The 13,833-nt window shown below is 59.4% G+C and carries 13 protein-coding genes; 7 read left to right on the top strand and 6 right to left on the bottom strand.

Going from position 1 to position 13,833, the window contains the following annotated elements:
• Nucleotides 1-37 precede the first annotated feature (37 nt).
• Nucleotides 38-1,015, top strand: a complete 978-nt coding sequence (locus tag ACM6I0_RS17150) for an NADPH:quinone oxidoreductase family protein (protein WP_285436359.1) — start codon at nucleotides 38-40, stop codon at nucleotides 1,013-1,015.
• A gap of 325 nt (nucleotides 1,016-1,340) precedes the next feature.
• The gene (glpT, locus tag ACM6I0_RS17145; protein WP_414922871.1) at nucleotides 1,341-2,690 is read left to right on the top strand and encodes a glycerol-3-phosphate transporter; all 1,350 of its coding nucleotides are present in this window, start codon (nucleotides 1,341-1,343) and stop codon (nucleotides 2,688-2,690) included.
• Here glpT and ACM6I0_RS17140 read toward each other — a convergent pair.
• The 6 genes from ACM6I0_RS17140 to ACM6I0_RS17115 form a co-directional block, all read right to left on the bottom strand.
• Nucleotides 2,666-3,334 carry a gamma-glutamylcyclotransferase gene (locus ACM6I0_RS17140; protein ID WP_285436363.1) on the bottom strand — a complete coding sequence of 223 codons (669 nt, stop codon included), beginning with the start codon at nucleotides 3,332-3,334 and terminating at the stop codon, nucleotides 2,666-2,668. The genes glpT and ACM6I0_RS17140 overlap by 25 nt on opposite strands.
• 221 nt (nucleotides 3,335-3,555) lie before the next feature.
• Nucleotides 3,556-4,524: a CDP-6-deoxy-delta-3,4-glucoseen reductase gene (locus ACM6I0_RS17135; protein ID WP_414922870.1), complete on the bottom strand. Its 969-nt coding sequence runs from the start codon at nucleotides 4,522-4,524 to the stop codon at nucleotides 3,556-3,558.
• Nucleotides 4,524-5,990: a 4-hydroxy-3-polyprenylbenzoate decarboxylase gene (gene ubiD, locus ACM6I0_RS17130; RefSeq protein ID WP_149660221.1), complete on the bottom strand. Its 1,467-nt coding sequence runs from the start codon at nucleotides 5,988-5,990 to the stop codon at nucleotides 4,524-4,526. The genes ACM6I0_RS17135 and ubiD overlap by 1 nt, the downstream gene beginning before the upstream one ends.
• Nucleotides 5,991-6,295: 305 nt before the next feature.
• Nucleotides 6,296-7,555 (bottom strand): transcription termination factor Rho, encoded by a 1,260-nt coding sequence (rho, locus tag ACM6I0_RS17125; RefSeq protein WP_007942421.1) that lies wholly within the window; start codon nucleotides 7,553-7,555, stop codon nucleotides 6,296-6,298.
• A gap of 249 nt (nucleotides 7,556-7,804) precedes the next feature.
• A complete protein-coding gene (gene trxA, locus ACM6I0_RS17120; protein WP_003177349.1) occupies nucleotides 7,805-8,134 on the bottom strand; it encodes a thioredoxin TrxA in 330 nt (109 codons plus the stop codon).
• 120 nt (nucleotides 8,135-8,254) lie between these two features.
• Nucleotides 8,255-8,962 (bottom strand): FadR/GntR family transcriptional regulator, encoded by a 708-nt coding sequence (locus ACM6I0_RS17115; RefSeq protein WP_285436370.1) that lies wholly within the window; start codon nucleotides 8,960-8,962, stop codon nucleotides 8,255-8,257.
• A gap of 255 nt (nucleotides 8,963-9,217) precedes the next feature.
• Here ACM6I0_RS17115 and ACM6I0_RS17110 point away from each other — a divergent pair, with 255 nt between their 5' ends.
• From ACM6I0_RS17110 to ppx, 5 genes are all read left to right on the top strand, one after another.
• Nucleotides 9,218-10,003, top strand: coding sequence for a transporter substrate-binding domain-containing protein (locus ACM6I0_RS17110; RefSeq protein ID WP_285436371.1), 786 nt, complete (start codon nucleotides 9,218-9,220; stop codon nucleotides 10,001-10,003).
• 21 nt (nucleotides 10,004-10,024) lie between these two features.
• Nucleotides 10,025-10,693 carry an amino acid ABC transporter permease gene (locus ACM6I0_RS17105; protein WP_285436373.1) on the top strand — a complete coding sequence of 223 codons (669 nt, stop codon included), beginning with the start codon at nucleotides 10,025-10,027 and terminating at the stop codon, nucleotides 10,691-10,693.
• Complete coding sequence (locus ACM6I0_RS17100; RefSeq protein ID WP_285436375.1) at nucleotides 10,690-11,340, top strand: amino acid ABC transporter permease; 651 nt, start codon at nucleotides 10,690-10,692, stop codon at nucleotides 11,338-11,340. Before ACM6I0_RS17105 ends, ACM6I0_RS17100 begins: the two co-directional genes overlap by 4 nt.
• A complete protein-coding gene (locus ACM6I0_RS17095) occupies nucleotides 11,327-12,064 on the top strand; it encodes an amino acid ABC transporter ATP-binding protein (protein WP_285436377.1) in 738 nt (245 codons plus the stop codon). The genes ACM6I0_RS17100 and ACM6I0_RS17095 overlap by 14 nt, the downstream gene beginning before the upstream one ends.
• A gap of 209 nt (nucleotides 12,065-12,273) precedes the next feature.
• Entirely contained in the window at nucleotides 12,274-13,776 is a 1,503-nt protein-coding gene (gene ppx / locus ACM6I0_RS17090) for an exopolyphosphatase (protein WP_414922869.1), read from the top strand.
• Nucleotides 13,777-13,833 lie beyond the last annotated feature (57 nt).

The following is a 13,833-nucleotide window of genomic DNA, read 5'->3' as shown; positions in this document are numbered from 1 at the left end:
ACACTTATCGGCCATCACTCCCAAAGGAATAGCCCTGATGAAAGCCGTGCTGTGCAAAGCCTTCGGCCCTGCCGAATCGCTGGTGCTGGAAGAGGTCGCCAGCCCTGTCGCGAAGAAGAATGAAATCCTGCTGGACGTGCACGCCGCCGGGGTGAATTTCCCGGACACGCTGATCATCGAGGGCAAATACCAGTTCAAGCCGCCCTTCCCGTTCTCGCCGGGCGGTGAGGCGGCGGGCGTGGTCAGTGCGGTGGGTGAAAAGGTCAGTCACCTCAAGGTCGGTGACCGGGTCATGGCCCTGACCGGGTGGGGCAGCTTCGCCGAACAGGTCGCAGTGCCGGGCTACAACGTGCTGCCGATTCCGCCGTCGATGGACTTCAACACCGCCGCTGCCTTCAGCATGACCTACGGCACTTCGATGCATGCGCTCAAGCAACGCGCCAACCTGCAACCAGGCGAAACCCTGTTGGTGCTCGGCGCTTCCGGCGGTGTTGGCCTGGCTGCGGTGGAAATCGGCAAGGCCATGGGCGCCCGCGTGATTGCCGCCGCCAGCAGCGCCGAGAAGCTGGCCGTGGCCAAGGCTGCTGGCGCCGATGAGCTGATCAACTACAGCGAAACCAGCCTCAAGGACGAAATCAAACGCCTGACCGACGGCCAGGGCGCCGATGTTATTTACGATCCGGTCGGCGGCGACTTGTTTGACCAGGCCGTGCGCGCCATCGCCTGGAACGGCCGCCTGCTGGTGGTCGGTTTCGCCAGCGGACGGATCCCGGAGTTCCCGGTGAACCTGGCGCTGCTCAAGGGTGCCGCCGTGGTCGGTGTGTTCTGGGGCTCCTTTGCCCAACGCCAGCCGCAGGACAACGCGGCGAACTTCCAGCAACTGTTTGGCTGGTTTGCCGAAGGCAAGCTGAAGCCGTTGGTGTCTCAGGTGTACCCGCTGAGCAATGCGGCGCAGGCGATCAATGATCTTGGCCAGCGCAAGGCGGTCGGCAAAGTGGTGGTTCAAGTTCGCTGAGCCAGGAAAAGCGGTCTGGTTTAGCCAGGCCGCTTTTTTATTGTCCGGGCCCAGAGAAACGCGCCTGTTCAGGTTGGCGATCAACGATAGGAGCAGCTCGCGCTCCAACTACTGCGTACAAATCACATTCAAAAAATAGGCTCGGGTGTAGCGGCATAGGACGGCTCCCATACCGCCCTTCACTTATACCTGAGCGACATGTTCGTAAAAGAACATGCGATCGCCCTGATTTCCGCTGTTTTGCTAATGCGAACCGGTGCTATTTTCGGTAACGAAACTGTAACATTCGCATCCGCAGTCAAAACAAGAAATCTGGAGCTCTTGAATGTTTGCTTTCTTTCGTCCTGCCGCACATCAGGCTCCATTGCCTGAAGAAAAAATAGACAGCACCTACCGACGCCTTCGCTGGCAGATCTTCGCCGGGATTTTCATTGGCTATGCGGGTTACTACCTGCTGCGCAAGAACTTCACACTGGCGTTCCCGGATCTGATCGCCCAAGGCTACACAAAGGGTCAGTTGGGCGTGGCCATGTCGGCGATTGCGATCGCCTACGGCCTGTCCAAGTTTTTGATGGGCATCGTCTCCGACCGCTCCAACCCGCGTTACTTCCTGCCCTTCGGCCTGGTGGTCTCTGCAGGGGTGATGTTCGTGTTCGGTTTCGCGCCATGGGCAACGTCCAGCGTGACCATGATGTTCATCCTGTTGTTCATCAACGGTTGGGCACAAGGGATGGGCTGGCCACCGAGTGGCCGGACCATGGTGCACTGGTGGTCGCAGAAAGAACGCGGAGGCGTGGTGTCGGTCTGGAACACCGCGCATAACGTCGGCGGCGGCTTGATCGGCCCGTTGGCGATTCTCGGCATGGGCTGGTTCAACGACTGGCACAGTAAGTTCTATGTCCCGGCCGCCGTGGCGCTGCTGGTCGCCGTATTTGCCTTCATTGTGATGCGCGATACGCCGCAATCGACCGGCTTGCCGCCGATCGAGAAGTATAAGAACGATTACCCGCAAGGCTACGACGCCAGCCACGAAGAGGAATTCAGCGCCAAGGACATCTTCGTCAAATACGTGCTGCGCAACAAAATGCTCTGGTTCATCGCCATGGCCAACGTCTTCGTCTACTTGCTGCGCTACGGCATCCTGGACTGGGCCCCGACCTACCTCAAAGAGGTCAAGCATTTCGACTTTGACAAGACCTCGTGGGCGTACTTCCTGTACGAGTGGGCAGGGATTCCCGGCACGCTGTTGTGCGGCTGGATGTCGGACAAGATCTTCCGTGGCAACCGTGGCCTGACCGGCATGGTGTTCATGGCGTTGGTGACCGTTGCGACAATCGTGTATTGGCTCAATCCGCCAGGCAACCCGATGATCGACATGATCTCGCTGTTCGCCATCGGCTTCCTGATCTACGGTCCGGTGATGCTGGTCGGCTTGCAGGCGCTGGAATTGGTGCCGAAGAAAGCCGCGGGTACGGCGGCGGGCTTTACCGGTCTGTTCGGTTATTTGGGCGGTTCAGTCGCAGCCAGTGCCCTGATGGGTTACACCGTGGACTATTTCGGCTGGGATGGCGGCTTCATTCTGCTGGTCGTTGCCTGCCTGCTGGCGATGGTGTTCCTGGCGCCGACATTGGGCCACAAGAACGTCGCCAGTCAGACCCGCGAAGCGATCGCCTGATCGACTTTTGACTTGCAGCGCTTGAGCCGCGCCTCCAGATTCCGGTCTGGCATGGCGTGGCTACGCAGGGCGTTGGCGGTCTGCTCGACATAATCGCGAGTGGTGCCGTAACGCCCGCAAGCGTTTTCGAACACATGACTCAGCACGTGATCCGGCAAGTTGCCGGCATAGCTGGGCAGGTGTCGCTCCAATACAAACCCCAACGCCTGAACCTGGCTTCCATCTTCGAGACGGCAATTGAGCCAGTGTGGGCGATAGGACGGGAATGGCATCTCTCGTTGCCATAAAGCATATAGCGACGCTTCAAGTTGTTCTTCAGGCAAGCGATAAGCGAAGCCGCTGCAAGAACCACCCCGATCCAGACCAAAGACCAGCCCTGGCACTTCGGGGGTGCCGCGATGTTCGTGGGACCACAGGTACAAACCGCGATGGTAGCCATGCACTCGGCCGCGAACACGTTCAACCGCCGGGCATTCGGGGCGCCAGATCAGCGAACCATAAGCAAACAGCCAGACCGGCCCGCCCTTGTGGCGCGCCATGGTCGATTGCATCGAGCTGAGCAATTGTTCGTGCGTAAGCTGCGGCCCCAGATCGAGCCGCGGAGGGTAAGCCAGATTCAAAAATCCAGATTCGATGGCACTCATGGCGAATAGCGTTCAGCTCCCCGCGAATAAAGAATTACTAAATAGAACGCACCGCTGTAACAATAAGGCACATATGTTTTAAGGCAATTTAAGTGCCACGCACTGTTTTTGAATAATTACCTGAACGAGATATAACCTACCGGCATTTATATAAATTTATAAATACCGATCGGCTATATAGGGAGGTATAACGATTTAAGATCCAGGATCAAGATCGCGGATCAAGATCGAGGCGCGTACGCAAAAACGTCTGCGCGCATCTGGTGAGCGTCCATCCCGGCGTCGACCAACGCATCCAGCGTGCCGTAGACCATGGCCGGTGAGCCACTGGCGTAGACATGCAAGGCTTTGAGGTCCTGGAAATCTTCACACACCGCCTCATGCAGCATCCCGCAGCGCCCTTGCCAGCCGCATTGGTCGCTGACGACTTTATGCAGGAACAGGTTGGGCAGTTTCAACCACTCATCCCAATGTTCGATGGCATAAAAGTCTTCAGGTCGACGCACGCCCCAATACAGATGCACGGGGTGCTTGAAGCCGGTGGCGCGGCAATGTTCGATCAGGCTGTGGATCTGCCCCATGCCAGTGCCGGCGGCAATCAACACCAACGGACCGTCGGGCAATTCCGCCAGGTGGGTATCGCCGAACGGCATCTCGATTCGCACCATCGGATTGCGCCGAAGTTGCTCGATCAGATTCAGCGCACTGCTTTCGCGCGCCAGCACATGAATTTCCAGGTCGCGCCCCGAGTGCGGTGCCGAGGCCAGGGAGAAGGCGGATTTCTCGCCGTTCTCGCGCTCGATCATCAAATACTGACCGGCGTGATAGCGCGGCGACTTGCCGGCCGGCGCTCGCAGATGCACGCGGAAGGTATCCCCGCCGACGTCCCTGCATTCAATGACCTGACACGACAAGCTGCGCACCGGCAGTTCTCCCAGCGCAAGCACGCCATCCCACAGCACGATGCAGTCTTCCAGCGGCTCTGCTATGCAAGTGTAGAACTCGCCATGATCGCGCACACCGCCGGCCTGCTCGACCCGCCCTTCTACCAGCAAGGCCGCGCACACATGGCAATTGCCATTGCGGCAGCTTTGCGGGCATTCATAACCCAGGCGCCGCGCGCCATCGAGAATCCGCTCGCCGGGCAATATCTCAAGCACTGCTCCGGAGGGCTGCAAGGTTACACGCATCAATCTATTCCTAACTGATTCCAGATGGCATCGATCCGCTTGGTCACGGCTTCGTCCTTGACGATGACCCGGCCCCACTCGCGAGTGGTTTCGCCCGGCCATTTATGCGTGGCATCGAGCCCCATCTTCGACCCCAGGCCAGAGACCGGCGAGGCGAAGTCGAGGTAGTCGATCGGCGTGTTGTCGATCATCACCGTGTCGCGCTTGGGGTCCATGCGCGTGGTGATGGCCCAGATCACGTCGTTCCAGTCCCGCGCGTTAATGTCGTCGTCCGTGACGATAACGAACTTGGTATACATGAACTGTCGCAAAAACGACCAGACACCGAGCATTACCCGCTTGGCATGACCCGGATACGACTTCTTCATGGTCACGATGGCCATGCGGTAGGAGCAGCCTTCGGGCGGCAGGTAGAAGTCGGTGATTTCGGGGAACTGCTTCTGCAGTATCGGCACGAACACTTCGTTCAGCGCCACGCCCAGAATCGCCGGCTCATCCGGCGGACGGCCGGTGTAGGTGCTGTGATAAATCGGTTTGATCCGGTGGGTGATGCGCTCGACGGTGAACACCGGGAAGCTGTCGACTTCATTGTAATAACCGGTGTGATCGCCGTACGGACCTTCATCGGCCATCTCGCCCGGATGGATCACGCCTTCAAGGATGATCTCGGCGGTGGCTGGCACTTGCAGGTCGTTGCCACGGCACTTCACCAACTCGGTGCGGTTGCCGCGCAGCAGACCGGCGAACGCATACTCGGAGAGGCTGTCCGGCACCGGTGTCACGGCGCCGAGAATGGTCGCCGGGTCAGCGCCCAGTGCCACGGACACAGGAAACGGCTGGCCAGGATGCTTTTCGCACCACTCGCGGTAATCCAACGCGCCGCCACGGTGGCTCAGCCAGCGCATGATCACCTTGTTGCGGCCGATCACTTGCTGGCGGTAGATGCCGAGGTTCTGGCGATCCTTGTTCGGGCCTTTGGTGACGGTCAGGCCCCACGTGATCAGCGGACCGACGTCGCCGGGCCAGCAGGTCTGCACCGGCAGCATTGCGAGGTCGACGTCGTCGCCTTCGATCACCACTTCCTGGCATACCGCGTCTTTGACGACTTTGGGCGCCATGGCAATGATCTTGCGGAAGATCGGCAGTTTGGACCAGGCATCCTTCAAGCCCTTCGGTGGCTCGGGTTCTTTGAGGAAAGCCAGCAACTTGCCGATTTCGCGCAGCTCGCTGACCGCCTCGGCCCCCATGCCCATGGCCACCCGCTCGGGGGTGCCGAACAGGTTACCGAGGACCGGGATGTCGTACCCGGTCGGGTTTTCGAACAGCAGCGCCGGGCCTTTTGCCCGCAGCGTGCGATCACAGACTTCGGTCATCTCCAGCACTGGAGAGACGGGGATCTGGATGCGTTTCAACTCTCCGCGCTGCTCAAGCTGCTGCACGAAATCCCGAAGGTCCTTGAATTTCATTGACGATGGCACCCCTAAAATAGGCGTACATCCTACCTGCTCTGCCGCTCGCTGGCAGCTTATCGCTGCTTACTTGGCCGCATTCACGTTGCCATTGCGCAGCGCCGCCAGGGTTTGCAGGCGCTTGAACAGCGGCTCAAGCACCGGCGCGATGAAGCGGGCACCGACCTCGGACAGGTGATTGTCATCGGTCTAAAGCGAGTGACCATCTTGCTCGACACGGCAAAGCCCTGCGTCATCACACTTTTCAGGCAAAAAAAAATGGCGCCCCGAAGGGCGCCATTCCAGACGGTTGGAAAACCGTCTTACTTACGCTTCATCGACAAGAAGAACTCGTCGTTGGTTTTGGTCGTTTTCAGCTTGTCGACCAGGAACTCGATGGCAGCGATTTCGTCCATCGGGTGCAGCAGCTTGCGCAGGATCCACATACGCTGCAACTCGTCATCGGCAGTCAGCAACTCTTCGCGGCGGGTGCCGGAACGGTTGATGTTGATAGCCGGGAAGACGCGTTTTTCAGCGATACGACGATCCAGAGGCAATTCCATGTTGCCGGTGCCTTTGAATTCTTCGTAGATCACTTCATCCATCTTCGAGCCGGTTTCAACCAGCGCGGTGGCGATGATGGTCAGCGAGCCGCCTTCTTCGATGTTGCGCGCAGCGCCGAAGAAACGTTTCGGTTTCTCCAGTGCGTGGGCATCGACACCACCGGTGAGCACTTTGCCGGAGCTCGGGATCACGGTGTTGTAGGCGCGGGCCAGACGGGTGATGGAATCGAGCAGGATCACCACGTCTTTCTTGTGTTCGACCAGGCGCTTGGCCTTCTCGATCACCATTTCAGCAACCTGCACGTGGCGGGTTGGCGGTTCGTCGAACGTCGAGGCAACCACTTCGCCGCGCACGGTGCGCTGCATTTCGGTTACTTCTTCCGGACGCTCATCGATCAGCAACACGATCAGATGAACTTCAGGGTTGTTACGTGCGATGTTCGCCGCGATGTTCTGCAGCATGATCGTCTTGCCCGCTTTGGGCGGTGCAACGATCAGACCGCGCTGGCCTTTGCCGATCGGGGCGCACAGGTCGATGACACGACCGGTCAAGTCTTCGGTGGAACCGTTGCCGGCTTCCATCTTCATGCGCACGGTCGGGAACAGCGGGGTCAGGTTCTCGAAGAGAATCTTGTTTTTCGCGTTCTCGGGACGATCGTAGTTGATCGTGTCGACCTTGAGCAGTGCGAAATAACGCTCGCCTTCCTTTGGAGGGCGGATCTTGCCAACGATGGTGTCACCGGTGCGCAAGTTGAAACGGCGGATCTGGCTCGGCGAGACGTAAATATCGTCTGGGCCGGCGAGATAGGAAGCGTCAGCGGAGCGCAGGAAGCCGAAGCCGTCCTGGAGAATCTCCAGCACGCCATCACCGGAGATTTCCTCGCCGCTTTTCGCGTGCTTTTTGAGCAGGGAGAAAATCACGTCCTGCTTGCGCGAACGGGCCATATTTTCTATGCCCATCTGTTCGGCCAATTCGAGCAGTTCGGTAATCGGCTTTTGCTTGAGTTCAGTCAGATTCATATAGGAATGACGTAATCATTTATGGAGGGGGGGAAATTAAGCTTTTGGCTTAATGAGGCCGCGCCGCAGAGAAGGCGACAGGATCGCGTACTTATTCGAAAAGGAGTGCGTCGGCGACGGCTAGCAGGGGGCAATGGAGAAACCAGTGCGGGGCCGAATGTACCACCTGAGTTTCAGAGCGTCTAGCCCTGAATAACGAAAAGGCCCCGCAATGTGCGGGGCCTTTTTTCGGACACTTTACAACGACGCTTAGATGTTGGCGTCGAGGAAAGCAGCCAGTTGCGACTTCGACAGTGCGCCGACCTTGGTCGCTTCAACGTTGCCGTTCTTGAACAGCATCAGTGTCGGGATGCCACGCACGCCATGCTTGGCCGGGGTTTCCTGGTTTTCATCGATGTTCAGCTTGGCAATGGTCAGCTTGCCTTTGTAGGTTTCAGCAATTTCGTCCAGAACAGGAGCGATCATTTTGCAAGGGCCGCACCATTCAGCCCAGTAGTCGACCAGTACAGCGCCTTCGGCCTTGAGTACGTCGGCCTCGAAGCTAGCGTCGCTAACGTGTTTGATAAGATCGCTGCTCATGGAAGTCTCCAGGTTGTAAGCAAAAAAACGTGGCCCATCATAGCCGCCCTTCCCTCGTTCAGGAAGGTGCAGATGATTGAGTCTCGCTATGGTGGCGCATGAGTTTGGGTATAGCTCAAGTCATGAGGTGGCGGGAGCGACGAAGGCAATTCCTGTGCGCAGTGCCGCGTTGCGCACATGCTCATGCATGGCCTTCTGCGCCGCGGAGGACGAGCGCCGAGCCAGCGCACGAAGGATTTTGCGGTGCTCCTGCCAGGTTTCCAGGGCCCTTTCGGCCCGGATGAACGGTAGCTTCTGGCTCTCCAGAAAGATCTCGGCGCTGGCCGTCAGGATACTCAGCATCGCCTGATTGCCGCTGGCGAGCAGGATCCGCCGGTGGAATTCGAAGTCCAGTCGCGCTGCCGCCTCGAAATCGCCGGCCTTCAACTCGTTGCGCATGGCAGCAACGTTGTCTTCCAGCGCATCGAGCTCCTGCGTACTCAGGGTCCCGGCGGCCAAGCCGGCGGCGAAACCCTCAAGGGCATAGCGCAACTGGAAAATATCCAGCGGCGAAGCCTGGGCCGCGAACGGCCAGCTCAACGCCGCTTCTGAACGTGACAGATCCACTGGCGACTGCACGAACACGCCTTTACCGGGCTGAATGCTGACCACGCCCAACGCACTCAACGACGACAACGCCTCGCGCAACGACGCCCGGCTAACCCCCAATTGCACCGCCAGGTCCCGCTGCGAGGGCAAGGCATCACCCGGCCCGAAACCCTGCTCGGTGATGAGTTTGCGGATGGCTTGCAGCGCCACTTCAGGTACGGCTCGGGAAATCGAGTTCATGTTTTTCAGACGGACCAGGCGAATGTGCCGCTAGTTTTAAAGCTATTCGCAGCGCCCGGCAAGTCGTGCCCCATGGGGGTTCGACGGTTTGGGCAGATGCGCCATCGGGGTGCGAATCCCGGCGCAACTGTTCAGACCAGTAAGACCGAATCAACCCAGCAAAACCGTGGCCTGCAACCCCCAAAACCGATTCTTGGCATGGCCCGTGCTCTGTCGATCCGCAGAAATTACTTCTCGCCGATCCGGAGATTTGCCATGACCCTGCGTTACAGCGCCCTCCTCGCCTCCCTGTTTGCCAGCCTGATGCTCAGCCAGGTGCCCGCCCATGCCGACGGACTGGAGGACGTGGTCAAACGTGGCGTCCTCAAGGTGGCCGTGCCTCAGGACTTCCCGCCGTTCGGTTCGGTCGGCCCCGACATGAAACCGCGCGGCCTAGATATCGACACCGCCAAGCTGCTCGCCGACCAACTCAAGGTCAAACTCGAACTGACCCCGGTCAACAGCACCAACCGCATCCCGTTCCTGACCACCGGCAAGGTCGACCTGGTGATTTCAAGCCTGGGCAAAAACCCCGATCGCGAGAAAGTCATCGATTTCTCCAGCGCCTACGCGCCGTTCTACCTCGCCGTATTCGGCCCGCCAGACGCCGACATCAAAGGCCTCGACGACCTCAAGGGCAAGACCATCAGCGTCACCCGTGGCGCCATCGAAGACATCGAACTGACCAAAGTCGCCCCTGAAGGCGTGACCATCAAGCGCTTTGAAGACAACAACTCGACGATCGCCGCGTACCTCGCAGGGCAAGTCGACCTGATTGCCAGCGGCAACGTGGTGATGGTCGCGATCAGCGAAAAAAATCCAAAGCGCGTACCCGCGTTGAAAGTGAAGCTCAAGGATTCGCCGGTCTATGTCGGCGTGAACAAGAACGAGCCGGCGCTGCTGGGCAAGGTCAACCAGATCCTCGCGTCCGCCAAGTCTGACGGCGCGCTGGAGAAAAATTCCCGGACCTGGCTCAAAGAGCCGCTGCCGGCCGATCTCTGATCGTCGCCCGGGAGATTTGATATGGCCTATCAGTTCGACTTCATACCGGTGGTGCAAAACACCGACCTGCTGCTGCGCGGTGCGCTGTTCACCCTTGAACTAACGGCCATCGGCGCGGTGCTGGGCGTAGGGCTGGGCATCGTCGGGGCGCTGGTGCGGGCGTGGAACATTCGCCCGTTCTCGGCGATTTTCGGGGTTTACGTCGAGTTGATCCGCAACACGCCGTTTCTGGTGCAATTGTTTTTCATCTTCTTCGGCTTACCGTCGCTGGGCCTGCAGATTTCAGAATGGCAGGCGGCGGTGCTGGCAATGGTGATCAACCTGGGGGCTTACTCGACCGAGATCATTCGCGCGGGCATTCAGGCAATTCCCCGTGGACAGCTCGAAGCCGCTGCCGCGCTAGCGATGACCCGCTTCGAAGCCTTTCGCCACGTGATCTTGCTGCCAGCGCTGGGCAAGGTCTGGCCGGCGTTGAGCAGCCAGATCATCATCGTCATGCTCGGCTCGGCAGTCTGCTCGCAGATCGCCACCGAAGAACTGAGCTTTGCCGCCAACTTTATTCAATCGCGCAACTTCCGCGCGTTTGAAACCTACGCCCTGACCACTCTGCTTTATCTGTGCATGGCCTTGCTGATCCGCCAACTGCTGAACTGGATCGGCCGGCGCTACATCGCAAGGAGCAGCCAATGAGCGATTTCACCTTCTGGGACGTCGTGCGCAACCTGCTCACCGGCCTGCAATGGACGCTGGCGCTGTCGCTGGTGGCGTTTATTGGCGGCGGCTTGATCGGTTTGCTGATCATGGTCATGCGCATTTCGAAAAAGTCCCTGCCACGCAACGTCGCGCGCACCTACATCGAACTGTTCCAGGGCACGCCGCTGCTGATGCAGCTGTTTCTGGTGTTTTTCGGTGTGGCCCTTGCCGGCGTGGAGATTTCACCGTGGATGGCGGCAGCGCTGGCCCTGACGCTGTTCACCAGCGCCTACCTGGCAGAGATCTGGCGCGGCTGCGTCGAGTCGATTCCCAACGGCCAGTGGGAAGCCTCGTCGAGCCTGGCACTCAACCCGTTGGAGCAATTGCGCTACGTGATCCTGCCGCAAGCCTTGCGCATCGCCGTGGCACCGACGGTGGGCTTCTCGGTGCAAGTGGTCAAAGGCACCGCCGTGACCTCGATCATCGGTTTCACCGAACTGACCAAGACCGGCGGCATGCTCGCCAACGCGACGTTCGAACCGTTCATGGTCTACGGCCTCGTGGCCCTCGGTTACTTCCTGCTCTGTTTTCCCTTGTCCCTCAGCGCGCGCTACCTGGAAAGGAGACTGCATGCCTCTGCTTAGAATTTCCGCCCTGCATAAATATTACGGCGACCACCATGTGCTCAAAGGCATCGACCTGAGCGTCGAGGAAGGCCAGGTCGTGGCGATCATCGGCCGCAGCGGCTCGGGCAAATCGACGTTGCTGCGCACGCTCAATGGCCTGGAGTCGATCAACGATGGCGTGATTGAAGTCGACGGCGAATACCTGGATGCCGCTCGCGCCGACCTGCGCAGCTTGCGGCAGAAAGTCGGGATGGTGTTTCAGCAGTTCAACCTGTTCCCGCACCTGACCGTGGGCGAGAACATCATGCTCGCGCCGCAAGTGGTGCAGAAAGTGCCTAAAGCCAAAGCAGCCGTGCTGGCGCGGGAGATGCTGGAGCGCGTCGGGCTGGGAGAGAAGTTTGACGCTTTCCCGGATCGGCTGTCAGGTGGACAGCAGCAGCGGGTGGCGATTGCCCGGGCCCTGGCAATGTCGCCAAAAGTGTTGCTGTGCGACGAAATCACCTCGGCGCTTGACCCGGAACTGGTCAACGAGGTGCTCAGCGTGGTTCGCCAACTGGCCAGGGAAGGAATGACTTTGATTATGGTCACCCATGAGATGCGTTTTGCCCGGGAGGTTGGGGATAAGTTGGTGTTCATGCATCAGGGTAAGGTGCATGAGGTAGGGGATCCGAAGGTGTTGTTCGCCAATCCGCAGACCGCGGAGCTGGCGAATTTCATTGGCACGGTTGAAAACACCCTCTGATCGTTCCCACGCTCCGCGTGGGAATGCCTCAAGGGACGCTCTGCGTTCCAATGGGACGCAGAGCGTCCCGGGCTGCATTCCCACGCGGAGCGTGGGAACGATCAGATCCCCCGCTTTCCTGCGCCGGATCAAGGCATTGAACGCTACGCGTTGGCGCCAGCGGTTGATCGTGGCACGATGTCGAGGTAATCGACCGAGACCCCCTGATCATGCCGCAATCCCAAGCCAAGAATCTGTCCCTGATCGCCGCGATCGACCTGGGCTCCAACAGCTTTCACATGGTCGTGGCCAAGGCCCAGAATGGCGAAATCCGTATTCTCGAACGTCTCGGGGAGAAGGTTCAGCTGGCCGCCGGCATCGACGAAGAGCGTCAGCTCAGCGAAGAATCCATGCAACGCGGGCTCGATTGCCTCAAGCGTTTTGCCCAACTGATCAACGGTATGCCTCCCGGCGCCGTGCGGATCGTCGGCACCAACGCCCTGCGTGAAGCCCGTAACCGCAACGAATTCATCCGCCGCGCCGAAGAAATCCTCGGCCACCCGGTGGAAGTCATCTCCGGCCGTGAAGAAGCGCGCCTGATCTATCTCGGCGTGTCCCACACCCTTGCCGACACCCCGGGCAAACGCCTGGTCGCCGACATCGGCGGTGGCAGTACCGAGTTCATCATCGGCCAGCGCTTCGAACCGCTGCTGCGCGAAAGCCTGCAAATGGGCTGCGTCAGTTATACCCAGCGTTATTTCAAGGACGGCAAGATCACCCCGGCCCGTTACGCCCAGGCGTACACCGCGGCGCGGCTGGAGATCATGAGCATCGAGCACGCCCTGCACCGCTTGACCTGGGATGAAGCCATCGGCTCCTCGGGCACCATTCGCGCCATTGGCCTGGCGCTGAAAGCCGGCGGCCACAGCGCCGGCGAGGTCAATGCCGAAGGCCTGGCCTGGCTCAAGCGCAAACTGTTCAAACTCGGCGACGTCGAGAAGATCGATTTTGAAGGCATCAAGCCTGACCGTCGGGCAATCTTCCCCGCCGGTCTGGCGATTCTCGAAGCGATCTTCGACGCCCTTGAGCTGCAACGCATGGACCACTGTGAAGGCGCCCTGCGCGAAGGCGTGCTCTACGACCTGCTGGGCCGTCATCATCACGAAGACGTCCGTGAGCGCACGCTCAGCTCCTTGATGGAGCGTTATCACGTCGATCTGGAACAAGCGGCACGCGTTGAGCGCAAAGCGCTGCATGCCTTTGATCAGGTCGCCGAAGACTGGGAGCTGGACGACGGCGTCTGGCGCGAATTGCTCGGCTGGGCGGCCAAGGTGCATGAAGTGGGCCTGGACATCGCCCACTATCAGTACCACAAGCACGGCGCCTACTTGATCGAGCACTCGGACCTGGCCGGGTTCTCCCGCGAAGACCAGTTAATGCTCGCGCTACTGGTACGGGGCCACCGTCGCAATATTCCCAAGGACAAGTTTGCCGAGTTCGGCGATGAAGGCATCAAGCTGATTCGCCTGTGCGTGCTGCTGCGCTTTGCGATCCTGTTCCATCACATCCGCGGCACCCAGGAAATGCCTCAGGTCGTGTTGCAAGCCAACGGCGAGAACCTCGATGTACTGTTCCCGGAAAACTGGCTGGACGAAAACCAGCTGACCCAGGCCGACTTCGCCCTGGAAGCGGAATGGCTGACCCGTGTGGGGTTCATCCTCAACGTTCGCTAAAGACGTTCGCTGAAATAAAAAAAGGCCTTCTTCGGAAGGCCTTTTTCATGTCCAGCA

The sequence above is a fragment of the Pseudomonas sp. IT-P294 genome, assembly GCF_949767865.1.
In the GTDB taxonomy this organism is placed as follows: Bacteria; Pseudomonadota; Gammaproteobacteria; order Pseudomonadales; family Pseudomonadaceae; genus Aquipseudomonas.
Note: the sequence above shows the minus strand (reverse complement) of the source record. Positions and strands in the feature narration are given on the sequence as shown.